The organism is Citrobacter sp. Cb080 (assembly GCF_030334745.1).
Lineage (GTDB): Bacteria > Pseudomonadota > Gammaproteobacteria > Enterobacterales > Enterobacteriaceae > Citrobacter > Citrobacter braakii.
The window spans coordinates 20,180-40,000 of the sequence record NZ_JAOWDG010000023.1; the positions used below are offsets into that span (position 1 = coordinate 20,180).

Here is a 19,821-nt window from a genome sequence, read left to right on the forward strand (position 1 = left end):
GTAGTAGTTGACATTAGCGGAGCACTAAAATGATCCAAGAACAGACTATGCTGAACGTCGCCGACAACTCCGGTGCACGTCGCGTAATGTGTATCAAGGTTCTGGGTGGCTCGCACCGTCGCTACGCAGGCGTCGGCGATATCATCAAGATCACCATCAAGGAAGCAATTCCGCGTGGTAAGGTCAAAAAAGGTGATGTGCTGAAGGCGGTAGTGGTGCGCACCAAGAAGGGTGTTCGTCGCCCGGACGGTTCTGTCATTCGCTTCGATGGTAATGCATGCGTTATTTTAAACAATAACAGCGAGCAACCTATCGGTACGCGTATTTTTGGGCCGGTAACTCGTGAACTTCGTAACGAGAAGTTCATGAAAATTATCTCTCTGGCACCAGAAGTACTCTAAGGAGCGAATCATGGCAGCGAAGATCCGTCGTGATGACGAAGTTATCGTGTTAACCGGTAAAGATAAAGGTAAACGCGGTAAAGTTAAGAATGTCCTGTCTTCCGGCAAGGTCATTGTTGAAGGTATCAACCTGGTTAAGAAACATCAGAAGCCGGTTCCGGCCCTGAACCAACCAGGCGGCATTGTAGAGAAAGAAGCAGCTATTCAGATCTCTAACCTTGCTATCTTCAACGCGGCAACCGGCAAGGCTGACCGTGTAGGCTTTAGATTCGAAGACGGCAAAAAAGTCCGTTTCTTTAAATCTAACAGCGAAACTATCAAGTAATTTGGAGTAGTACGATGGCGAAACTGCATGATTACTACAAAGACGAAGTAGTCGCTAAACTCATGACTGAGTTTAACTACAATTCTGTCATGCAAGTCCCTCGGGTCGAGAAGATCACCCTGAACATGGGTGTTGGTGAAGCGATCGCTGACAAGAAACTGCTGGATAACGCAGCAGCTGACCTGACAGCAATCTCCGGTCAAAAACCGCTGATCACCAAAGCACGCAAATCAGTTGCAGGCTTCAAAATCCGTCAGGGCTATCCGATCGGCTGTAAAGTAACTCTGCGTGGCGAACGCATGTGGGAGTTCTTTGAGCGCCTGATCACTATTGCTGTTCCACGTATCCGTGACTTCCGTGGCTTGTCCGCTAAGTCTTTCGACGGTCGTGGTAACTACAGCATGGGTGTCCGTGAGCAGATCATCTTCCCAGAAATCGACTACGATAAAGTCGACCGCGTGCGTGGTTTGGATATTACCATTACCACTACTGCGAAATCTGATGAAGAAGGCCGTGCTCTGCTGGCTGCCTTTGACTTCCCGTTCCGCAAGTAAGGTAGGGTTACTGAATGGCTAAGCAATCAATGAAAGCACGCGAAGTAAAGCGCGTAGCTTTAGCTGATAAGTACTTCGCAAAACGCGCTGAACTGAAAGCTATTATCTCTGATGTGAACGCGACCGACGAAGATCGTTGGAACGCAGTTCTCAAGCTGCAGTCTCTGCCGCGTGATTCCAGCCCGTCCCGTCAGCGTAACCGCTGCCGTCAAACAGGTCGTCCGCATGGCTATGTGGGCAAGTTCGGGTTGAGCCGTATCAAACTGCGTGAAGCCGCTATGCGCGGTGAAGTACCAGGCTTGAAAAAGGCTAGCTGGTAATTACCAATTGAATCACGGGAGTAAAGACAGATGAGCATGCAAGATCCGATCGCGGATATGCTGACCCGTATCCGTAACGGTCAGGCCGCGAATAAAGCTGCGGTCACCATGCCTTCCTCCAAGCTGAAAGTGGCAATTGCCAACGTGCTGAAGGAAGAAGGTTTTATTGAAGATTTTAAAGTTGAAGGCGACACCAAGCCGGAACTGGAACTTACTCTTAAGTATTTCCAGGGTAAAGCTGTTGTAGAAAGCATTCAGCGTGTCAGTCGCCCAGGTCTGCGCATTTATAAGCGTAAAGACGAGCTGCCGAAAGTTATGGCTGGCATGGGTATCGCAGTTGTTTCTACCTCTAAAGGTGTTATGACTGATCGTGCAGCGCGCCAGGCTGGTCTTGGTGGCGAAATTATCTGCTACGTAGCCTAATCGGAGGAAAAAATGTCTCGTGTTGCTAAAGCACCGGTCGTTATTCCTGCCGGCGTTGATGTAAAAATCAACGGTCAGGTTATTACGATCAAAGGTAAAAACGGCGAGCTGACTCGTACTCTCAACGATGCTGTTGCAGTAAATCATGCAGATAATGCACTGACCTTCGGTCCGCGTGATGGTTACGCAGATGGATGGGCTCAGGCTGGTACCGCGCGTGCCCTGCTGAATGCAATGGTTGTCGGTGTTACCGAAGGCTTCACTAAGAAGCTACAGCTGGTTGGTGTAGGTTATCGTGCAGCGGTTAAAGGGAATGTAGTAAACCTGGCTTTAGGTTTCTCTCACCCTGTTGACCATCAGCTGCCTGCGGGTATTACTGCAGAATGTCCGTCTCAGACTGAAATCGTGCTGAAAGGCGCTGATAAACAGCTGATCGGTCAGGTTGCAGCAGATCTGCGCGCCTACCGTCGTCCTGAGCCTTATAAAGGCAAGGGTGTTCGTTACGCCGACGAAGTCGTGCGTACCAAAGAGGCTAAGAAGAAGTAAGGTAACACTATGGATAAGAAATCTGCTCGTATCCGTCGTGCGACCCGCGCACGCCGCAAGCTCCAGGAGCTGGGCGCAACTCGCCTGGTGGTACATCGTACCCCGCGTCATATTTACGCACAGGTAATTGCACCGAACGGTTCTGAAGTTCTGGTAGCTGCTTCTACTGTAGAAAAAGCTATCGCTGAACAATTGAAGTACACCGGTAACAAAGACGCTGCTGCAGCTGTAGGTAAAGCTGTTGCTGAACGCGCTCTGGAAAAAGGCATCAAAGATGTTTCTTTTGACCGTTCCGGGTTCCAATATCATGGTCGTGTCCAGGCACTGGCAGATGCTGCCCGTGAAGCTGGCCTTCAGTTCTAAGGTAGAGGTGTAAGATGGCTCACATCGAAAAACAAGCTGGCGAACTGCAGGAAAAGCTGATCGCGGTTAACCGCGTATCTAAAACCGTTAAAGGTGGTCGTATTTTCTCCTTCACAGCTCTGACTGTAGTTGGTGATGGTAACGGTCGCGTTGGTTTTGGTTACGGTAAAGCGCGTGAAGTTCCAGCAGCGATCCAGAAAGCGATGGAAAAAGCCCGTCGCAATATGATTAACGTCGCGCTGAACCACGGCACCCTGCAGCACCCGGTTAAGGGTACTCACACGGGTTCTCGTGTATTCATGCAGCCGGCTTCCGAAGGTACCGGTATCATCGCCGGTGGTGCAATGCGCGCCGTTCTGGAAGTCGCTGGAGTTCGTAACGTTCTGGCTAAAGCGTATGGTTCTACTAACCCGATTAACGTGGTTCGTGCAACTATCGATGGCCTGGAAAATATGAAATCTCCGGAAATGGTCGCTGCCAAGCGTGGTAAATCCGTTGAAGAAATTCTGGGGAAATAAACCATGGCAAAGACTATTAAAATTACTCAAACCCGCAGTGCAATCGGTCGTCTGCCGAAACATAAGGCAACGCTGCTTGGCCTGGGTCTGCGTCGTATTGGTCACACCGTAGAGCGCGAGGATACTCCTGCTGTTCGTGGTATGGTCAACGCGGTTTCCTTCATGGTTAAAGTTGAGGAGTAAGAGATGCGTTTAAATACTCTGTCTCCGGCCGAAGGCTCTAAAAAAGCGGCTCGCCGCCTGGGTCGTGGTATCGGTTCTGGCCTCGGTAAAACCGGTGGTCGTGGTCACAAAGGTCAGAAGTCTCGTTCTGGCGGTGGCGTACGTCGCGGTTTCGAGGGTGGTCAGATGCCTCTGTACCGTCGTCTGCCGAAATTCGGCTTCACTTCACGTAAAGCAGCGATTACAGCCGAAGTTCGTCTGTCTGACCTTGCTAAAGTTGAAGGCGGTGTTGTAGACCTGAACACGCTGAAAGCAGCTAACATTATCGGTATCCAGATCGAGTTCGCGAAAGTGATTCTGGCTGGTGAAGTCACTACTCCGGTAACTGTTCGTGGCCTGCGTGTTACTAAAGGCGCTCGTGCTGCTATCGAAGCTGCTGGCGGTAAAATCGAGGAATAAGTAGCAGATGGCTAAACAACCGGGATTAGATTTTCAAAGTGCCAAAGGTGGCTTAGGCGAGCTGAAACGCAGACTGCTGTTTGTAATCGGCGCGCTGATTGTGTTCCGTATTGGCTCTTTCATTCCGATCCCTGGTATTGATGCCGCTGTACTTGCCAAACTGCTTGAGCAACAGCGAGGCACCATCATTGAAATGTTTAACATGTTCTCTGGTGGTGCTCTCAGCCGTGCTTCTATCTTTGCTCTGGGGATCATGCCGTATATTTCGGCGTCGATTATTATCCAGCTGCTGACGGTGGTTCATCCAACGCTGGCAGAAATTAAGAAAGAAGGGGAGTCTGGTCGTCGTAAGATCAGCCAGTACACCCGCTACGGTACTCTGGTGCTGGCAATATTCCAGTCGATCGGTATTGCTACCGGTCTGCCGAATATGCCTGGTATGCAGGGCCTGGTAATGAATCCAGGCTTTGCATTCTATTTCACCGCTGTTGTAAGTCTGGTTACAGGGACGATGTTCCTGATGTGGTTGGGCGAACAGATTACTGAACGTGGTATCGGCAACGGTATCTCAATCATTATCTTCGCCGGTATTGTCGCGGGACTCCCGCCAGCCATTGCCCATACTATCGAGCAAGCGCGTCAAGGCGACCTGCACTTCCTCGTGTTGCTGTTGGTTGCAGTATTAGTATTTGCAGTGACGTTCTTTGTTGTATTTGTTGAGCGTGGTCAACGCCGCATTGTGGTAAACTACGCGAAACGTCAGCAAGGTCGTCGTGTCTATGCTGCACAGAGCACACATTTACCGCTGAAAGTGAATATGGCGGGGGTAATCCCGGCAATCTTCGCTTCCAGTATTATTCTGTTCCCAGCGACCATCGCGTCATGGTTCGGGGGCGGGACTGGTTGGAACTGGCTGACAACAATTTCGCTGTATTTGCAGCCTGGGCAACCGCTTTATGTGTTACTCTATGCGTCTGCAATCATATTCTTCTGTTTCTTCTACACGGCGTTGGTTTTCAACCCGCGTGAAACAGCAGATAACCTGAAGAAGTCCGGTGCATTTGTACCAGGAATTCGTCCGGGAGAGCAAACGGCGAAGTATATCGATAAAGTAATGACCCGCCTGACTCTGGTTGGTGCGCTCTACATTACCTTTATCTGCCTGATCCCGGAGTTCATGCGTGATGCAATGAAAGTACCGTTCTACTTCGGTGGGACCTCACTGCTTATCGTTGTTGTCGTGATTATGGACTTTATGGCTCAAGTGCAAACTCTGATGATGTCAAGTCAGTACGAGTCTGCATTGAAGAAGGCGAATCTGAAAGGCTACGGCCGTTAACAGTCGCCCGAGAAGTTACGGAGAGTAAAAATGAAAGTTCGTGCTTCCGTCAAGAAATTATGCCGTAACTGCAAAATCGTTAAGCGTGATGGTGTCATCCGTGTGATTTGCAGTGCCGAGCCGAAGCATAAACAGCGCCAAGGCTGATTTATTCGCATATTTTTCTTGCAAAGTTGGGTTGAGCTGGCTAGATTAGCCAGCCAATCTTTTGTATGTCTGTGCGTTTCCATTTGAGTATCCTGAAAACGGGCTTTTCAGCATGGTGCGTACATATTAAATAGTAGGAGTGCATAGTGGCCCGTATAGCAGGCATTAACATTCCTGATCAGAAACATGCTGTGATCGCATTAACTTCGATCTACGGCGTCGGCAAGACCCGTTCTAAAGCCATTCTGGCTGCCGCGGGTATCGCTGAAGATGTTAAGATCAGTGAGCTGTCTGAAGAACAAATCGACACGCTGCGTGACGAAGTTGCCAAATTTGTCGTTGAAGGTGATCTGCGCCGTGAAGTTAGCATGAGCATCAAGCGCCTTATGGACCTTGGTTGCTATCGCGGTTTGCGTCATCGTCGTGGTCTCCCGGTTCGCGGTCAGCGCACCAAGACCAACGCACGTACCCGTAAGGGTCCGCGCAAACCGATCAAGAAATAATCGGGGTGATTGAATAATGGCAAAGGCACCAATTCGTGCACGTAAACGTGTAAGAAAACAAGTCTCTGACGGCGTGGCTCATATCCATGCTTCTTTTAACAACACCATCGTTACCATTACTGATCGTCAGGGTAACGCACTGGGTTGGGCAACAGCCGGTGGTTCCGGTTTCCGTGGTTCTCGCAAATCCACTCCGTTTGCAGCTCAGGTTGCAGCAGAGCGTTGCGCTGAAGCCGTAAAAGAATACGGTATCAAGAATCTGGAAGTTATGGTCAAAGGACCGGGTCCAGGTCGCGAATCTACTGTTCGTGCTCTGAACGCCGCTGGTTTCCGCATCACTAATATTACTGATGTGACTCCGATCCCTCATAACGGTTGTCGTCCGCCGAAAAAACGTCGCGTATAACGCTGTCGTTTCTAGGATTGTTGGAGAAAGAAAATGGCAAGATATTTGGGTCCTAAGCTCAAGCTGAGCCGTCGTGAGGGCACTGACTTATTCCTTAAGTCTGGCGTTCGCGCGATCGATACCAAGTGTAAAATTGAACAAGCTCCTGGCCAGCACGGTGCGCGTAAACCGCGTCTGTCTGACTATGGTGTGCAGTTGCGTGAAAAGCAAAAAGTTCGCCGTATCTACGGTGTGCTGGAGCGTCAGTTCCGTAACTACTACAAAGAAGCAGCACGTCTGAAAGGCAACACCGGTGAAAACCTGTTGGGTCTGCTGGAAGGTCGTCTGGACAACGTTGTATACCGTATGGGCTTCGGTGCCACTCGTGCAGAAGCACGTCAGCTGGTCAGCCATAAAGCAATTATGGTAAACGGTCGTGTTGTTAACATCGCTTCTTATCAGGTTAGTCCGAATGACGTTGTTAGCATTCGTGAGAAAGCGAAGAAGCAGTCTCGCGTGAAAGCCGCTCTGGAGCTGGCTGAGCAGCGTGAAAAGCCAACCTGGCTGGAAGTTGATGCTGGCAAGATGGAAGGTACGTTCAAGCGTAAGCCGGAGCGTTCTGATCTGTCTGCGGACATTAACGAACACCTGATCGTCGAGCTTTACTCCAAGTAAAGCTTAGTACCAAAGAGAGGACACAATGCAGGGTTCTGTGACAGAGTTTCTAAAACCGCGCCTGGTAGATATCGAGCAAGTGAGTTCGACGCACGCCAAGGTGACCCTTGAGCCTTTAGAGCGTGGCTTTGGCCATACTTTGGGTAACGCACTGCGCCGTATTCTGCTCTCATCGATGCCGGGTTGCGCGGTGACCGAGGTTGAGATTGATGGTGTACTACATGAGTACAGCACCAAAGAAGGCGTTCAGGAAGATATCCTGGAAATCCTGCTCAACCTGAAAGGGCTGGCGGTGAGAGTTCAGGGTAAAGATGACGTTATTCTTACCTTGAATAAATCTGGCATTGGCCCTGTGACTGCAGCCGACATTACCCATGATGGTGATGTCGAAATCGTCAAGCCACAGCACGTGATCTGCCACCTGACCGATGAGAATGCATCTATTAGCATGCGTATCAAAGTTCAGCGCGGTCGTGGTTATGTGCCGGCTTCTACCCGAATTCATTCGGAAGAAGATGAGCGCCCAATCGGCCGTCTGCTGGTCGACGCATGCTGCAGCCCTGTAGAGCGTATTGCCTACAATGTTGAAGCAGCGCGTGTAGAACAGCGTACCGACCTGGACAAGCTGGTCATCGAAATGGAAACCAACGGCACAATCGATCCTGAAGAGGCGATTCGTCGTGCGGCAACCATTCTGGCTGAACAACTTGAAGCTTTCGTTGACTTACGTGATGTACGTCAGCCGGAAGTTAAAGAAGAGAAACCAGAATTCGATCCGATCCTGCTGCGCCCTGTTGACGATCTGGAATTGACTGTCCGCTCTGCTAACTGCCTCAAAGCAGAAGCTATCCACTATATCGGTGATCTGGTACAGCGTACTGAGGTTGAGCTTCTTAAGACGCCTAACCTTGGTAAAAAATCTCTTACTGAGATTAAAGACGTGCTGGCTTCCCGTGGACTGTCTCTGGGCATGCGCCTGGAAAACTGGCCACCGGCAAGCATCGCTGACGAGTAACCGGATCACAGGTTAAGGTTTTACTGAGAAGGATAAGGTCATGCGCCATCGTAAGAGTGGTCGTCAACTGAACCGCAACAGCAGCCATCGCCAGGCTATGTTCCGCAATATGGCAGGTTCACTGGTTCGTCATGAAATCATCAAGACGACTCTGCCGAAAGCGAAAGAGCTGCGTCGCGTAGTTGAGCCGCTGATTACTCTTGCCAAGACTGATAGCGTAGCTAATCGTCGTCTGGCATTCGCCCGCACTCGTGATAACGAGATCGTGGCAAAACTGTTTAACGAACTGGGCCCGCGTTTCGCGAGCCGCGCCGGTGGTTACACTCGCATTCTGAAGTGTGGTTTCCGTGCAGGCGACAACGCGCCGATGGCATACATCGAGCTGGTTGATCGTTCAGAGAAAACAGAAGCTGCTGCAGAGTAATCTGTAGTAACGTAAAAAAACCCGCCTCGGCGGGTTTTTTTATATCCGTCATATCCCCACTTACCTACAATATCTGTACTCTTTTTGTTCATCACTGGAGTGTTGTATGTGGTTACTGGACCAGTGGGCAGAGCGCCATATTACTGATGCGCAGTCTAAAGGTGAGTTTGATGGTTTGCCTGGTACAGGAGAACCGTTGGTTCTTGACGATGATTCCCACATTCCGCCGGAACTTCGAGCCGGATTCCGTTTATTAAAAAATGCGGGATGTCTTCCTCCTGAGCTTGAGCAGCGCAGAGAGGCAATACAACTGCTTGAAATACTTGCAGGGATCCGCAAAGATGATCCCCATTATCAGGAAGTGAGTCGAAGACTGTCACTACTGGAACTGAAACTTCGGCAGGCTGGACTCAGCACCGAGTTTTTACACGGTGAATACGCAGATAAGCTGCTGCAGAAGATCAACGACGAATAGCGGAGATAGCATGTACCGTATTGGTGAATTAGCGAAACTGGCTGACGTGACGCCTGATACTATCCGCTACTATGAAAAGCAGCAGATGATGGAACATGAAATACGTACAGAAGGCGGGTTTCGTCTCTATACGGAAAGCGATCTTCAGCGTCTAAAGTTTATTCGCTATGCCCGTCAGCTTGGTTTCACTCTGGAATCGATCCGCGAACTGCTTTCGATCCGCATCGATCCCGAACACCATACCTGCCAGGAATCAAAAGGGATCGTCCAGGAAAGATTGCAGGAAGTGGAAGCGAGAATAGCTGAGCTTCAGGCGATGCAACGGTCGCTGCAGCGATTGAATGACGCGTGTTGTGGTAAGGCACACAGCAGCGTGTACTGCTCTATCCTTGAAGCACTTGAGCAAGGCGCCAGTGGATCACCATCAGGCTGTTGATTTATTGCACGGTCAGATCTACACTCGCGGCGTAAATTACGACAACCGGAGGTATCATGAGTCGTTATCAGCACACTAAAGGGCAGATAAAAGATAACGCCATTGAGGCGCTTCTACATGACCCACTGTTCAGGCAGCGCGTTGAGAAAAATAAGAAAGGGAAAGGAAGTTATCTACGTAAAGGTAAACATGGTAATCGGGGTAACTGGGAGGCCAGTGGCAAGAAAGTCATTCACTTTTTTACCACTGGCCTTCTTGTTTCAGTGAGTGCTTAAGAGCGGTTATTCTGTTCTTTCAGCAGGTCACGAATTTCACTCAGCAATACTTCTTCTTTCGATGGCGCCGGCGGTGCTGCTGGCTCTTCCGCTTTTTTACGGTTCAGTTTGTTGATCAGCTTGATTGCCATAAAGATAGCAAACGCAACAATAACGAAATCAAAGATATTCTGAATAAATACACCGTAATGCATAACGACTGCAGGGATATCTCCCTGTGCATCACGTAGTGTTAAAGCAAACTGTTTAAAATCAATTCCACCAATTAACAACCCCAGCGGCGGCATGATGATATCGGCAACCAGTGATGAAACTATCTTCCCAAATGCCGCACCAATAATGACACCCACTGCCAAATCGACAACATTCCCGCGCATCGCGAATTCGCGAAATTCTTTAATAATGCTCATCTTATTCTCCCTATGCAGCTGACGTTTATAAGTTTAACAAATGTTTAGGCAATTTCCATTTATGTATTGCCTAAATAGAAATTTATTAAACCATGAAAAATAGAGGGAAATAATTTAGGCGCAGTTTCAGCGCCCAAATTATTACAGGAAGAACGGACTTGGCTGGAATAGTCGCTCGACGTCGGTAATAAACTTTTTATCTGTCAGGAACATAATTACGTGATCGCCCTGTTCAATACGCAGGTTATCATTGGCAATCATCACATCGTTACCACGCACAACGGCGCCAATAATGGTTCCTGGTGGAAGTTTAATTTCATCAATTGAGCGACCCACAACCCGTGACGTCGTTTCATCACCGTGTGCAACGGCTTCAATGGCTTCCGCGACGCCACGGCGCAGTGAAGATACACCAACAATATCCGCTTTACGCACATGACTGAGCAGCGCAGAGATGGTTGCCTGCTGCGGTGAAATCGCAATATCGATCACGCTGCCTTGCACCAGATCGACGTATGCTCTGCGTTGGATCAACACCATCACTTTCTTGGCGCCCATCCGTTTGGCAAGCATCGCCGACATGATATTCGCTTCATCATCGTTGGTTACCGCAATGAACAGATCAACCTGATCGATATGTTCTTCCGCCAGCAGCTCTTGATCCGAGGCATCACCAAAAAAGACGATCGTATTTTGCAGTTTCTCTGCAAGCTCGGATGCGCGCTGTTGATTACGTTCAATCAGTTTGACGCTGTAATCTTTTTCTAGTCGCCGTGCCAGCCCCGCGCCAATATTCCCACCGCCCACTAACATAATGCGTTTGTAAGGCTTTTCCAGACGCTGTAATTCGCTCATTACGGCGCGAATATGCTGCGAGGCCGCGATGAAGAAAACTTCATCACCCGCTTCAACAATGGTAGAACCTTGCGGACGGATCGGTCGGTCATGACGGAAAATCGCCGCAACGCGGGTATCGATGTGCGGCATATGCTCACGCATTGTCGACAGCGCATTACCAATCAGCGGCCCACCGTAATAGGCTTTCACCACGGCCAGGCTGACTTTTCCTTCGGCAAAATTCACTACCTGCAATGCGCCCGGATATTCAATCAGGCGATAAATGCTATCGATAACCAGTTGCTCAGGCGCAATCAGGTGATCGATAGGCACCGCATCAGATTGAAATAGCTTGTCCGCATCACGAACGTAATCCGGTGAACGAATACGAGCGATACGATTAGGCGTGTTAAACAGTGAATAAGCTACCTGGCAGGCAACCATATTTGTTTCATCTGAGCTGGTTACGGCAACCAGCATATCGGCATCGTCAGCACCGGCTTCACGTAGAACGCGGGGATGCGAACCATGCCCTTGCACGACACGGAGATCAAACTTGTCCTGCAGGCTACGCAGGCGCTCACCATTGGTATCGACTACCGTGATATCGTTGTTCTCTCCGACCAGGTTTTCAGCCAGCGTACCGCCAACTTGCCCTGCGCCCAGAATGATAATTTTCATCAGTCGCGACCCGTTATCTCATCACTTTTTGATTAGCTTAGCGTAAAAGAAGCCATCACCATCTTCCGCACTCGGTAAATTCTGATGTCCAGGTTTTTCCGGCGTACCAGTGACGCTTAATACCGCATCTGGCGTGCGCGCAAGGAAGGCGGCAATTTGCTGTTGGTTTTCTTCTGGCAGGATAGAGCAGGTTGCATAAACCAGCGTGCCGCCAGGTTTAAGATGTGGCCAGGTTGCATTCAGGATTTCAGCCTGCAACTGGGCAAGTTCAGCAATATCCCGGTCGCGACGCAGCCATTTGATATCCGGATGGCGACGGATCACTCCGGTGGCAGAACACGGAGCGTCCAGCAAAATACGGTCAAACTGTTGTTCACCGCACCACTGCTGTGGATAGCGGCCATCACCCTGTTTTACGGTTGCCTTCATACCCAGACGTTTTAGATTGTCGAAAACGCGCGATAAGCGTTTTTCATCAACATCGACAGCCATTACGTTAGCGTGCGGAGCAACTTCCAGAATGTGAGTGGTTTTGCCCCCCGGCGCACAGCATAGGTCGAGGATCTGTTCACCGTCCTCCGGCAACAGATAGTTTATGCATCCTTGAGCGGAAGCATCCTGGACGGTTACCCAGCCTTCATCAAAACCAGGGAGGGCGTGCACAGGAGCTGGCGTTTCCAGACGCACTGCATCCGGGTAATCTGGATGCGGGAAACCGGTTAATCCCGCTTCGGTCAGCAGGTCCAGCCAGGCATCGCGCGTATGATGGTTACGATTGACACGTAACCACATCGGCGGTCGCTGGTTATTGGCTTCAAGAATGGCTTCCCACTGCTGCGGATAAGCGGTCTTAATACGTTTCACCAGCCAGGAGGGGTGTAAGAAACGTAAATCGCTTTGAGAGAATTCAGCCAGTAGCTCTTCTTGACGGCGCTGAAACTGGCGCAGCACGCCGTTGATCAGCCCTTTAAGCTGCGGACGCTTAATAACGACTGCGCCTTCTACGGTCTCTGCCAAAGCAGCATGCGGTGGAATACGAGTATGCAGCAGTTGGTAGAAGCCCACCATGATCAGATAGTGAACAGTGCGCTGTTTGCCCGTCATTGGACGTTCCATCAACTGCTGGATCATCCACTCCAGTTGGGAGAGTGTACGCAACACGCCGAAGCAAAGCTCCTGCAACAGTGCTTTGTCTTTATCGGCAACTTTTTGCTGCATGGCGGGCAGCACGTTGCTTAATGATTGTCCCTTTTCGACAACCTGTTCGACGGCCTGGGCCACCATACTGCGTAAATTAAGATGTTTTTTCATAAGCGCAAAAATAAAAACGCCCGGAGATACCGGGCTTAAAGAGATGAACCGTCATACCAGACGGTTACCAGGTACAAACCATTCCCGGCGCGAATTAAGCAGATCCTGCGCGCTCATGGCTTTTTTACCGGCAGGTTGCAAAGAGACGAGATTCAGGATGCCGTCGCCCGTTGCGACCTGGATACCCTGTTTTGTCGCCTCAAGAATAGTGCCTGGTGCGGTCTGTGTGTTCGCTGTAATAACCGTAGCTTGCCAGACTTTCACTGGCTGGCCGTCGATTTCAAGCCAGCTCATTGGCCACGGGTTAAAGGCGCGGATGCAGCGTTCCAACTGAGCGGCTGAAAGCGACCAGTCGATACGGGCCTCTTCTTTGCTGAGTTTTTCTGCATGCGTAACCAGTGATTCATCTTGTACAACGGGTTTTATGGTGCCAGCCGCCAGCTGTTTTAGCGTTTCAATCAGCCCCTGAGGCCCTAAATCTGCCAGCTTATCGTATAACGAACCGCTGGTATCTTCTGCAGTTATCGGGCAGGACAGCTTAAGCAGCATATCACCGGTGTCGAGGCCAACATCCATCTGCATGATGGTCACACCAGTTTCGGCGTCGCCTGCCCACAGTGAGCGCTGGATTGGGGCTGCGCCACGCCAGCGTGGAAGCAGGGAACCGTGAACGTTGATACAACCCAGACGCGGCATTTCCAGTACGGCTTTTGGCAGTATCAGGCCATATGCTACCACTACCATCACGTCTGCGCGTAAATCAGCAACCAGCTGCTGGTTTTCCTGAGGACGAAGAGAGACGGGTTGGAAAACCGGTATCCCTTTTTCTTCCGCCAGCACTTTTACCGGGCTGGGCATCAGCTTTTTACCGCGTCCCGCCGGACGGTCCGGTTGGGTAAACACGCCAACGACGTTATGTCCAGAAGACAACAGCGCGTCGAGATGACGCGCTGCAAAGTCAGGTGTACCCGCAAAAATAATACGTAGTGAGTCTGACACGTTGATTCTTGTCCTTAAGCTCGGGCGTTCAGGCGGTCGAGTTTTTCAACTTTCTGACGAATGCGTTGTTGCTTCAACGGAGACAGATAATCGATAAACAGTTTACCGACCAGGTGATCCATTTCATGTTGAATGCAGATAGCCAGCAGGCCATCGGATTCCAGTTCAAAAGATTTGCCGTTGCGATCGAGCGCACGAATTTTTACTTTCTCTGCGCGCGGTACTAACGCACGCTGTTCGGGAATAGACAGGCAGCCTTCTTCAATACCTGTTTCGCCGTCTTTTTCCAGCAGCTCTGGGTTAATGAGTACCAACTGCTCGTCGCGATTTTCAGAGACATCAATAACAATGATGCGCTGATGAATATCGACCTGAGTTGCTGCCAGACCGATACCTTCTTCGGCGTACATCGTTTCGAACATATCATCAACGATACGCTGAATTTCTGCATTCACTTCTTCGACCGGTTTTGCGACTTTGCGAAGGCGCTCGTCCGGAATATGTAACACTTGCAAAACTGACATAGTTATCCAGAGTTGTGTTCAGGAGTTGAAAAGATTATTACCTCTATTCTAGACAAAACCCCCTCTGATTGACAGCATCAGTGACCAATCGCAAAGATTGCCAGGACTGCTTGTGGCAGGGGAACAGGGATGACCAAAATCGAGATTTGGCTACGTTTAGCACAAGTGAATGAACTGTATGGTGATGAGATGGTGCGCGTTGCCCACTGGCTCAATACTCAGCCGTGTATTAACAACGTGGTACTTCATCATGCTGGACTCTCTCCCCGCCAGGCCCGGCGCTTTTTAACCTTTCCAGATCAGACGCTGGAAAAAACGCTGCGCTGGCTTGAACAGCCCAACCATCATTTTGTGGTTGCCGACAGCGAGCATTATCCGGCACAGCTCCGTGCAATTGAGGATTATCCTGGGGTGCTTTTTGTTGCAGGAAATCCCATATGCCTTAGCTCGTTTCAGGTTGCCGTCGTCGGTAGCCGACAGCACTCCTGGTATGGCGAACGCTGGGGGCGGCTGTTTTGTGAAAAGCTTGCAGCATGCGGCGTGACGATCACCAGCGGCCTGGCCCGGGGGATTGATGGTGTGGCGCACAATGCTGCGATAAACCGAGAGGGCACGAGTATTGCGGTGCTGGGAAATGGGCTTGAGACCATTCATCCACGACAGCATGTCCGTCTGGCTAAACGACTGATTGAGGCTGGAGGCGCACTGGTGTCTGAGTTCCCATTAGATACGCTTCCTTTGCCGCGCAATTTTCCCCGACGAAATCGCATTATTAGTGGTCTAAGTAAAGGAGTCCTGGTTGTAGAAGCTGCTCAGCGTAGCGGGTCACTGGTCACTGCGCGTTGCGCACTGGAACAAGGGCGGGAGGTTTTTGCGTTGCCTGGACCGATTGGGAGTCCGGGAAGTGAAGGTCCACATTGGCTTATTCAGCAGGGAGCCACGCTTGTGACGGCCCCAGAAGAAATTCTGGAAAATTTGCAATATGGGCTGCAATGGTTGCCAGATGAACCTGAAAAATCAATTTATTCGCCAGATCACGAAGAGGTGGCATTGCCATTTCCGGAGCTCCTGGCTAACGTAGGAGATGAGGTAACACCTGTTGACGTCGTCGCTGAACGTGCCGGCCAACCTGTGCCAGAGGTAGTGGCTCAACTGCTCGAACTGGAGTTAGCAGGATGGATCGCAGCTGTACCCGGCGGCTATGTCCGATTGAGGAGGGCATGCCATGTTCGACGTACTAATGTATTTGTTTGAGACATATATCCATAACGAAGCTGAGCTGCGTGTGGATCAGGACAAACTGGAACGGGATCTTACCGACGCTGGTTTTGATCGTGAAGACATCTACAACGCGTTACTTTGGCTGGAAAAGCTTGCTGATTATCAGGATGGTCTTGCCGAACCTATGCAGCTGGCATCCGATCCTCTTTCTATACGTATTTATACCGCAGAAGAGTGTGATCGACTGGATGCAAGCTGTAGAGGGTTCCTGCTATTCCTGGAACAGATTCAGGTGCTAAACCTCGAAACACGAGAAATGGTCATTGAGCGCGTACTCGCGCTGGATACGGCAGAGTTCGATCTGGAAGATCTGAAGTGGGTGATCCTGATGGTGCTTTTCAATATTCCAGGTTGTGAAAATGCCTATCAGCAAATGGAAGAATTACTCTTTGAAGTGAATGAAGGTATGCTGCATTAATCAATCTTCATTCAGTATGAGTTGTTATGGCTAAATCAGCACTGTTTACGGTGCGTAAAAACGAGCCCTGCCCACAATGTGGGGCTGAACTGGTTATTCGTTCCGGGAAACACGGTCCGTTTCTCGGTTGTTCACACTATCCAGAATGCGATTACATCCGTCCGCTGAAATCTTCCGCGGACGGACATATTGTCAAAGTTCTGGAGGGTAAGCTTTGTCCTGCATGTGGCGCCGAGCTGGTGCTGAGACAGGGAAGATTCGGGATGTTTATTGGATGCAGCGATTATCCAACATGTGAACACACCGAACTTATCGACAAGCCAGATGAAACAGCAATAGTCTGTTCTCAATGCCAGACTGGCCACCTGGTCCAGCGGCGTTCCCGTTATGGCAAAACGTTTTACTCCTGCGATCGCTATCCGGAGTGCCAGTTTGTCATTAACTTCAAACCGTTAGCCGGAGAGTGTCCTGAGTGCCATTATCCGCTACTCATCGAAAAGAAAACCGCGCAGGGTGTGAAGCATTTCTGTGCCAGTAAACAATGTGGAAAGCCGTTCTCGGCGGAATAAAAAAGTGAATAATAACCTGCCCACAGGCCCTATTGCTGCTGCGATAGCGGTTCTGAAACAAGAAAAAGTCATCGCCTATCCAACAGAAGCTGTATTTGGTGTCGGCTGCGATCCCGACAGCGAAACGGCTGTTACCCGTCTGTTGGCGCTAAAACAACGCCCAGTCGATAAAGGCTTAATTTTGATTGCGGCTAATTTTGACCAGCTTAAGCCCTATATTGACGATAGCAGCCTTACTGATGCTCAACGTGAGGCTGTGTTCGCCCGCTGGCCTGGTCCTGTCACCTTCGTTTTCCCTGCGCCTGCGACTACGCCTCGTTGGTTGACCGGTCGTTTTGACTCGCTGGCCGTGCGAGTCACCGATCATCCGCTGGTGGTTGCATTGTGCCAAGCTTATGGCAAACCGTTAGTCTCCACCAGTGCTAATTTGAGTGGCTTACCGCCTTGCAGAACGGTAGAGGAAGTCCGCGCGCAGTTTGGTACAGAATTTCCCGTAGTTGAAGGGGAGACCGGAGGGCGTTTGAATCCTTCGGAGATCCGTGATGCTCTGACCGGTGAACAGTTTCGACAGGGGTAATATGAAAGAAGCCTATGCCGTTTTTGGTAATCCGATAGCGCACAGTAAATCGCCCTTTATTCATCAGCAATTTGCAGAGCAGTTGAAAATTGATCATTCCTATGGACGTGTACTGGCACCTATCAATGATTTTGTGAATACGCTGAATGCCTTTTTTGCTGAAGGCGGGAAGGGGGCAAATGTCACTGTGCCTTTTAAGGAAGAGGCGTTTGCGCGTGCCGATGAATTAACGGAGCGGGCATCGCTTGCTGGAGCGGTCAATACTCTTAAACGACTTGAGGATGGGCGTTTACTGGGAGATAACACGGATGGTATCGGCTTATTAAGCGATCTTGAACGTTTATCTTTCATTCGCCCCGGATCGCGAGTTCTGTTGATTGGTGCCGGTGGCGCATCCCGGGGGGGTTTATTACCTCTTCTTTCTCTGGATTGTGCGGTAACCATCGTTAACCGTACTGCTTCGCGCGCAGAAGAACTGGCACAAATCTTCTCCCATACCGGCAGCGTGCAGGCGGTGGGAATGGACGAGCTTGATAATTACAGTTTTGATTTAATTATTAATGCGACATCTAGCGGAATTAGCGGTGAGGTACCAGCCATTCCGACATCGCTTATTCACTCCTCTGTCTATTGCTATGACATGTTTTATCAGCAAGGGAATACACCGTTCCTTTCCTGGTGTGCTGAACATGGGGCGAAACAGTATGCCGATGGTCTGGGGATGCTGGTGGGACAAGCAGCGCACGCCGTTTTACTCTGGCATGGTGTATTGCCACAGATTGAGCCCGTCATCAAAAGCATGCAACAGGAAATGTCGGCATGAATCAGGCGATCCAGTTTCCCGATCGAGAAGAATGGCGGACGGATATTAGCGCCGTTGTTTTCCCAGCGTTGGTCCATGGTATGCAGTTAACATGCGCTATATCAGGAGAGACGTTGGCGTCCCGCTTTGGCGGCTGCACGCCTGAACAATGGCTGGAAATCTTTCAACAGCATCGCTGGGACCTGGAAGAAGAGGCCGAAGCATTGATCCAGGACCAGCAGGAAGACTCTCAGGGTTGGGTTTGGTTACTCTGATTTAAATACTCATCTTTCCATTTAACGTAGTTGTTAGCAGAGTATTTTAAGCCTGCTTTCTCTTCGTCACTTAATGGCCGGATCTGTTTAACCGGACTACCCAGGTACAAATATCCACTCTCCAGGCGTTTGTTTTGCGGCACCAGGCTTCCTGCCCCAATCATAACGTCGTCTTCTACCACTACGCCGTCCAGTAAAATTGATCCCATACCGACCAATACGCGGTTGCCAACGATGCAGCCGTGTAGCATGACTTTATGACCGACCGTCACATCCTCACCCACGATCAATGGATTACCTTGCGGATTAGATGTGGATTTATGTGTGACATGGAGAACGCTGCCGTCCTGAATGTTTGTACGGGCGCCGATTTGTACATAGTTGACGTCGCCACGAATCGCAACCAACGGCCAAATCCCGACGTCATCAGCCAAACGAGTATCACCAATGACGACGCTACTGGTGTCGATCATCACGCGTTTTCCGATCTGTGGGGAAAGATCCTTATAAGGACGTAATACATCAGACATGTTTACCTCAATGAAAATAGAGCAGTAATGAAGACTTTGGTTGGATTATCGAGACTGTGCAAGTGATTTAGCTATCAAAAATCAGCCAAATTGTGCAGGAATATAGCGAAAGGGGTGAAAAACAAGCACTCAGCAAAAAAGATCCAAAAAATACTTGTGCTAAAAAATGGGATCCCTATAATGCGCCTCCATCGACACGGCGGATGTGAATCACTTCACGCAAACAGCCGGTTCGGTTGAAGAGAAAAACCTGAAAATGAGGGTTGACTCTGAAAGAGGAAAGCGTAATATACGCCACCTCGCGACAGAGCGCTAAAGCGCGTCGCAACTGCTCTTTAACAATTTATCAGACAATCTGTGTGGGCACTCGAAGATACGGATTCTTAACGTCGCAAGACGAAAAATGAATACCAAGTCTCTGAGTGAACACGTAATTCATTACGAAGTTTAATTCACGAGCATCAAACTTAAATTGAAGAGTTTGATCATGGCTCAGATTGAACGCTGGCGGCAGGCCTAACACATGCAAGTCGAACGGTAGCACAGAGGAGCTTGCTCCTTGGGTGACGAGTGGCGGACGGGTGAGTAATGTCTGGGAAACTGCCCGATGGAGGGGGATAACTACTGGAAACGGTAGCTAATACCGCATAACGTCGCAAGACCAAAGAGGGGGACCTTCGGGCCTCTTGCCATCGGATGTGCCCAGATGGGATTAGCTAGTAGGTGGGGTAACGGCTCACCTAGGCGACGATCCCTAGCTGGTCTGAGAGGATGACCAGCCACACTGGAACTGAGACACGGTCCAGACTCCTACGGGAGGCAGCAGTGGGGAATATTGCACAATGGGCGCAAGCCTGATGCA

Annotated in this window: 32 protein-coding genes and 1 rRNA gene (1 of these 33 running past the window's edge); 27 read left to right on the forward strand and 6 right to left on the reverse strand. The window is 50.1% G+C overall.

What is annotated here, in order from left to right; all coding sequences use genetic code 11:
- Window positions 1-29: 29 nt before the first annotated feature.
- The 20 genes from rplN to arfA all read left to right on the forward strand — a co-directional run bounded on the left by rplN (window position 30) and on the right by arfA (window position 9,745).
- The gene (gene rplN / locus OGV38_RS01595) at window positions 30-401 is read left to right on the forward strand and encodes a 50S ribosomal protein L14 (protein ID WP_000613954.1); all 372 of its coding nucleotides are present in this window, start codon (window positions 30-32) and stop codon (window positions 399-401) included.
- A 10-nt stretch (window positions 402-411) separates the two neighbouring features.
- Complete coding sequence (rplX, locus tag OGV38_RS01600; RefSeq protein WP_003031122.1) at window positions 412-726, forward strand: 50S ribosomal protein L24; 315 nt, start codon at window positions 412-414, stop codon at window positions 724-726.
- Window positions 727-740: 14 nt separating this feature from the next.
- Window positions 741-1,280, forward strand: a complete 540-nt coding sequence (gene rplE, locus OGV38_RS01605; RefSeq protein WP_003031123.1) for a 50S ribosomal protein L5 — start codon at window positions 741-743, stop codon at window positions 1,278-1,280.
- A gap of 14 nt (window positions 1,281-1,294) precedes the next feature.
- Entirely contained in the window at window positions 1,295-1,600 is a 306-nt protein-coding gene (rpsN, locus tag OGV38_RS01610) for a 30S ribosomal protein S14 (RefSeq protein WP_003031125.1), read from the forward strand.
- A gap of 30 nt (window positions 1,601-1,630) precedes the next feature.
- Window positions 1,631-2,023: a 30S ribosomal protein S8 gene (gene rpsH, locus OGV38_RS01615; RefSeq protein WP_003031127.1), complete on the forward strand. Its 393-nt coding sequence runs from the start codon at window positions 1,631-1,633 to the stop codon at window positions 2,021-2,023.
- A 12-nt stretch (window positions 2,024-2,035) separates the two neighbouring features.
- A complete protein-coding gene (gene rplF / locus OGV38_RS01620) occupies window positions 2,036-2,569 on the forward strand; it encodes a 50S ribosomal protein L6 (protein WP_003031129.1) in 534 nt (177 codons plus the stop codon).
- A 9-nt stretch (window positions 2,570-2,578) separates the two neighbouring features.
- Window positions 2,579-2,932: a 50S ribosomal protein L18 gene (rplR, locus tag OGV38_RS01625; protein ID WP_000358960.1), complete on the forward strand. Its 354-nt coding sequence runs from the start codon at window positions 2,579-2,581 to the stop codon at window positions 2,930-2,932.
- Between the two features lie 14 nt (window positions 2,933-2,946).
- Window positions 2,947-3,450, forward strand: a complete 504-nt coding sequence (rpsE, locus tag OGV38_RS01630) for a 30S ribosomal protein S5 (protein ID WP_003031131.1) — start codon at window positions 2,947-2,949, stop codon at window positions 3,448-3,450.
- A 3-nt stretch (window positions 3,451-3,453) separates the two neighbouring features.
- The gene (gene rpmD / locus OGV38_RS01635) at window positions 3,454-3,633 is read left to right on the forward strand and encodes a 50S ribosomal protein L30 (RefSeq protein ID WP_001140434.1); all 180 of its coding nucleotides are present in this window, start codon (window positions 3,454-3,456) and stop codon (window positions 3,631-3,633) included.
- A gap of 3 nt (window positions 3,634-3,636) precedes the next feature.
- Window positions 3,637-4,071 (forward strand): 50S ribosomal protein L15, encoded by a 435-nt coding sequence (rplO, locus tag OGV38_RS01640; protein WP_003031132.1) that lies wholly within the window; start codon window positions 3,637-3,639, stop codon window positions 4,069-4,071.
- Window positions 4,072-4,078: 7 nt separating this feature from the next.
- Window positions 4,079-5,410 (forward strand): preprotein translocase subunit SecY, encoded by a 1,332-nt coding sequence (gene secY / locus OGV38_RS01645; RefSeq protein ID WP_001118864.1) that lies wholly within the window; start codon window positions 4,079-4,081, stop codon window positions 5,408-5,410.
- Between the two features lie 30 nt (window positions 5,411-5,440).
- Window positions 5,441-5,557 (forward strand): 50S ribosomal protein L36, encoded by a 117-nt coding sequence (gene rpmJ / locus OGV38_RS01650; RefSeq protein ID WP_000868187.1) that lies wholly within the window; start codon window positions 5,441-5,443, stop codon window positions 5,555-5,557.
- 146 nt (window positions 5,558-5,703) lie between these two features.
- Window positions 5,704-6,060: a 30S ribosomal protein S13 gene (gene rpsM, locus OGV38_RS01655; RefSeq protein ID WP_003031135.1), complete on the forward strand. Its 357-nt coding sequence runs from the start codon at window positions 5,704-5,706 to the stop codon at window positions 6,058-6,060.
- A gap of 16 nt (window positions 6,061-6,076) precedes the next feature.
- Entirely contained in the window at window positions 6,077-6,466 is a 390-nt protein-coding gene (rpsK, locus tag OGV38_RS01660; RefSeq protein ID WP_003031137.1) for a 30S ribosomal protein S11, read from the forward strand.
- 33 nt (window positions 6,467-6,499) lie between these two features.
- On the forward strand, window positions 6,500-7,120 hold the full coding sequence (gene rpsD / locus OGV38_RS01665) for a 30S ribosomal protein S4 (protein ID WP_003031138.1): 621 nt from the start codon (window positions 6,500-6,502) through the stop codon (window positions 7,118-7,120).
- Window positions 7,121-7,145: 25 nt separating this feature from the next.
- Entirely contained in the window at window positions 7,146-8,135 is a 990-nt protein-coding gene (locus OGV38_RS01670) for a DNA-directed RNA polymerase subunit alpha (RefSeq protein ID WP_286472870.1), read from the forward strand.
- Window positions 8,136-8,175: 40 nt separating this feature from the next.
- On the forward strand, window positions 8,176-8,559 hold the full coding sequence (rplQ, locus tag OGV38_RS01675) for a 50S ribosomal protein L17 (RefSeq protein WP_001216370.1): 384 nt from the start codon (window positions 8,176-8,178) through the stop codon (window positions 8,557-8,559).
- Window positions 8,560-8,665: 106 nt separating this feature from the next.
- Complete coding sequence (locus tag OGV38_RS01680; RefSeq protein WP_019078178.1) at window positions 8,666-9,034, forward strand: DnaJ family domain-containing protein; 369 nt, start codon at window positions 8,666-8,668, stop codon at window positions 9,032-9,034.
- Between the two features lie 10 nt (window positions 9,035-9,044).
- On the forward strand, window positions 9,045-9,470 hold the full coding sequence (gene zntR / locus OGV38_RS01685; protein ID WP_016154744.1) for a Zn(2+)-responsive transcriptional regulator: 426 nt from the start codon (window positions 9,045-9,047) through the stop codon (window positions 9,468-9,470).
- A gap of 56 nt (window positions 9,471-9,526) precedes the next feature.
- On the forward strand, window positions 9,527-9,745 hold the full coding sequence (gene arfA / locus OGV38_RS01690; protein WP_016157605.1) for an alternative ribosome-rescue factor ArfA: 219 nt from the start codon (window positions 9,527-9,529) through the stop codon (window positions 9,743-9,745).
- On the opposite strand, the gene mscL is transcribed toward arfA, so the two are convergent.
- The 5 genes from mscL to def form a co-directional block, all read right to left on the reverse strand.
- On the reverse strand, window positions 9,742-10,155 hold the full coding sequence (mscL, locus tag OGV38_RS01695; RefSeq protein ID WP_016154742.1) for a large-conductance mechanosensitive channel protein MscL: 414 nt from the start codon (window positions 10,153-10,155) through the stop codon (window positions 9,742-9,744). The two genes, arfA and mscL, sit on opposite strands and share 4 nt — an antisense overlap.
- Before the next feature lie 141 nt (window positions 10,156-10,296).
- Entirely contained in the window at window positions 10,297-11,673 is a 1,377-nt protein-coding gene (trkA, locus tag OGV38_RS01700; protein ID WP_003031153.1) for a Trk system potassium transporter TrkA, read from the reverse strand.
- A 21-nt stretch (window positions 11,674-11,694) separates the two neighbouring features.
- A complete protein-coding gene (gene rsmB, locus OGV38_RS01705; RefSeq protein ID WP_269519999.1) occupies window positions 11,695-12,984 on the reverse strand; it encodes a 16S rRNA (cytosine(967)-C(5))-methyltransferase RsmB in 1,290 nt (429 codons plus the stop codon).
- Between the two features lie 51 nt (window positions 12,985-13,035).
- A complete protein-coding gene (gene fmt, locus OGV38_RS01710; RefSeq protein WP_049041687.1) occupies window positions 13,036-13,983 on the reverse strand; it encodes a methionyl-tRNA formyltransferase in 948 nt (315 codons plus the stop codon).
- A gap of 14 nt (window positions 13,984-13,997) precedes the next feature.
- Window positions 13,998-14,507, reverse strand: a complete 510-nt coding sequence (gene def / locus OGV38_RS01715) for a peptide deformylase (protein WP_286472871.1) — start codon at window positions 14,505-14,507, stop codon at window positions 13,998-14,000.
- Window positions 14,508-14,636: 129 nt separating this feature from the next.
- Between def and dprA the strand changes: the two genes are divergently transcribed.
- From dprA to OGV38_RS01745, 6 genes are read left to right on the forward strand one after another with little or no spacing between them, the layout of a single operon-like run.
- Window positions 14,637-15,761, forward strand: a complete 1,125-nt coding sequence (gene dprA, locus OGV38_RS01720) for a DNA-protecting protein DprA (protein WP_019078182.1) — start codon at window positions 14,637-14,639, stop codon at window positions 15,759-15,761.
- Window positions 15,733-16,206 (forward strand): DUF494 family protein Smg, encoded by a 474-nt coding sequence (smg, locus tag OGV38_RS01725; RefSeq protein WP_003031162.1) that lies wholly within the window; start codon window positions 15,733-15,735, stop codon window positions 16,204-16,206. The genes dprA and smg overlap by 29 nt, the downstream gene beginning before the upstream one ends.
- Window positions 16,207-16,232: 26 nt before the next feature.
- Window positions 16,233-16,775: a DNA topoisomerase family protein gene (locus OGV38_RS01730; RefSeq protein WP_286472872.1), complete on the forward strand. Its 543-nt coding sequence runs from the start codon at window positions 16,233-16,235 to the stop codon at window positions 16,773-16,775.
- A gap of 4 nt (window positions 16,776-16,779) precedes the next feature.
- Window positions 16,780-17,352, forward strand: coding sequence for an L-threonylcarbamoyladenylate synthase type 1 TsaC (gene tsaC, locus OGV38_RS01735; RefSeq protein ID WP_269520005.1), 573 nt, complete (start codon window positions 16,780-16,782; stop codon window positions 17,350-17,352).
- A gap of 1 nt (window position 17,353) precedes the next feature.
- Window positions 17,354-18,175, forward strand: a complete 822-nt coding sequence (gene aroE / locus OGV38_RS01740; protein WP_269520010.1) for a shikimate dehydrogenase — start codon at window positions 17,354-17,356, stop codon at window positions 18,173-18,175.
- Window positions 18,172-18,429, forward strand: coding sequence for a DUF1488 family protein (locus OGV38_RS01745; protein ID WP_047358921.1), 258 nt, complete (start codon window positions 18,172-18,174; stop codon window positions 18,427-18,429). The genes aroE and OGV38_RS01745 overlap by 4 nt, the downstream gene beginning before the upstream one ends.
- Here the strand turns inward: OGV38_RS01745 and OGV38_RS01750 are convergent.
- Window positions 18,405-18,959 carry a gamma carbonic anhydrase family protein gene (locus OGV38_RS01750; RefSeq protein WP_019078186.1) on the reverse strand — a complete coding sequence of 185 codons (555 nt, stop codon included), beginning with the start codon at window positions 18,957-18,959 and terminating at the stop codon, window positions 18,405-18,407. The two genes, OGV38_RS01745 and OGV38_RS01750, sit on opposite strands and share 25 nt — an antisense overlap.
- Window positions 18,960-19,428: 469 nt before the next feature.
- On the opposite strand from OGV38_RS01750, the gene OGV38_RS01755 reads away from it, so the two are divergent.
- A 16S ribosomal RNA gene (locus tag OGV38_RS01755) occupies window positions 19,429-19,821 on the forward strand; it runs 1,149 nt beyond the window's last position.

Excerpts from the sequence above, each read along its gene's own strand:
- rplN (WP_000613954.1), top strand. The coding sequence starts at position 30 with ATGATCCAAGAACAGACTATGCTGAACGTCGCCGACAACTCCGGTGCA.
- rplX (WP_003031122.1), top strand. The coding sequence starts at position 412 with ATGGCAGCGAAGATCCGTCGTGATGACGAAGTTATCGTGTTAACCGGT.
- rplE (WP_003031123.1), top strand. The coding sequence starts at position 741 with ATGGCGAAACTGCATGATTACTACAAAGACGAAGTAGTCGCTAAACTC.
- rpsN (WP_003031125.1), top strand. The coding sequence starts at position 1,295 with ATGGCTAAGCAATCAATGAAAGCACGCGAAGTAAAGCGCGTAGCTTTA.
- rpsH (WP_003031127.1), top strand. The coding sequence starts at position 1,631 with ATGAGCATGCAAGATCCGATCGCGGATATGCTGACCCGTATCCGTAAC.
- rplF (WP_003031129.1), top strand. The coding sequence starts at position 2,036 with ATGTCTCGTGTTGCTAAAGCACCGGTCGTTATTCCTGCCGGCGTTGAT.
- rplR (WP_000358960.1), top strand. The coding sequence starts at position 2,579 with ATGGATAAGAAATCTGCTCGTATCCGTCGTGCGACCCGCGCACGCCGC.
- rpsE (WP_003031131.1), top strand. The coding sequence starts at position 2,947 with ATGGCTCACATCGAAAAACAAGCTGGCGAACTGCAGGAAAAGCTGATC.
- rpmD (WP_001140434.1), top strand. The coding sequence starts at position 3,454 with ATGGCAAAGACTATTAAAATTACTCAAACCCGCAGTGCAATCGGTCGT.
- rplO (WP_003031132.1), top strand. The coding sequence starts at position 3,637 with ATGCGTTTAAATACTCTGTCTCCGGCCGAAGGCTCTAAAAAAGCGGCT.
- secY (WP_001118864.1), top strand. The coding sequence starts at position 4,079 with ATGGCTAAACAACCGGGATTAGATTTTCAAAGTGCCAAAGGTGGCTTA.
- rpmJ (WP_000868187.1), top strand. The coding sequence starts at position 5,441 with ATGAAAGTTCGTGCTTCCGTCAAGAAATTATGCCGTAACTGCAAAATC.
- rpsK (WP_003031137.1), top strand. The coding sequence starts at position 6,077 with ATGGCAAAGGCACCAATTCGTGCACGTAAACGTGTAAGAAAACAAGTC.
- rpsD (WP_003031138.1), top strand. The coding sequence starts at position 6,500 with ATGGCAAGATATTTGGGTCCTAAGCTCAAGCTGAGCCGTCGTGAGGGC.
- OGV38_RS01670 (WP_286472870.1), top strand. The coding sequence starts at position 7,146 with ATGCAGGGTTCTGTGACAGAGTTTCTAAAACCGCGCCTGGTAGATATC.
- rplQ (WP_001216370.1), top strand. The coding sequence starts at position 8,176 with ATGCGCCATCGTAAGAGTGGTCGTCAACTGAACCGCAACAGCAGCCAT.
- OGV38_RS01680 (WP_019078178.1), top strand. The coding sequence starts at position 8,666 with ATGTGGTTACTGGACCAGTGGGCAGAGCGCCATATTACTGATGCGCAG.
- zntR (WP_016154744.1), top strand. The coding sequence starts at position 9,045 with ATGTACCGTATTGGTGAATTAGCGAAACTGGCTGACGTGACGCCTGAT.
- arfA (WP_016157605.1), top strand. The coding sequence starts at position 9,527 with ATGAGTCGTTATCAGCACACTAAAGGGCAGATAAAAGATAACGCCATT.
- mscL (WP_016154742.1), bottom strand. The coding sequence starts at position 10,155 with ATGAGCATTATTAAAGAATTTCGCGAATTCGCGATGCGCGGGAATGTT.
- trkA (WP_003031153.1), bottom strand. The coding sequence starts at position 11,673 with ATGAAAATTATCATTCTGGGCGCAGGGCAAGTTGGCGGTACGCTGGCT.
- rsmB (WP_269519999.1), bottom strand. The coding sequence starts at position 12,984 with ATGAAAAAACATCTTAATTTACGCAGTATGGTGGCCCAGGCCGTCGAA.
- def (WP_286472871.1), bottom strand. The coding sequence starts at position 14,507 with ATGTCAGTTTTGCAAGTGTTACATATTCCGGACGAGCGCCTTCGCAAA.
- dprA (WP_019078182.1), top strand. The coding sequence starts at position 14,637 with ATGACCAAAATCGAGATTTGGCTACGTTTAGCACAAGTGAATGAACTG.
- smg (WP_003031162.1), top strand. The coding sequence starts at position 15,733 with ATGTTCGACGTACTAATGTATTTGTTTGAGACATATATCCATAACGAA.
- OGV38_RS01730 (WP_286472872.1), top strand. The coding sequence starts at position 16,233 with ATGGCTAAATCAGCACTGTTTACGGTGCGTAAAAACGAGCCCTGCCCA.
- aroE (WP_269520010.1), top strand. The coding sequence starts at position 17,354 with ATGAAAGAAGCCTATGCCGTTTTTGGTAATCCGATAGCGCACAGTAAA.
- OGV38_RS01745 (WP_047358921.1), top strand. The coding sequence starts at position 18,172 with ATGAATCAGGCGATCCAGTTTCCCGATCGAGAAGAATGGCGGACGGAT.
- OGV38_RS01750 (WP_019078186.1), bottom strand. The coding sequence starts at position 18,959 with ATGTCTGATGTATTACGTCCTTATAAGGATCTTTCCCCACAGATCGGA.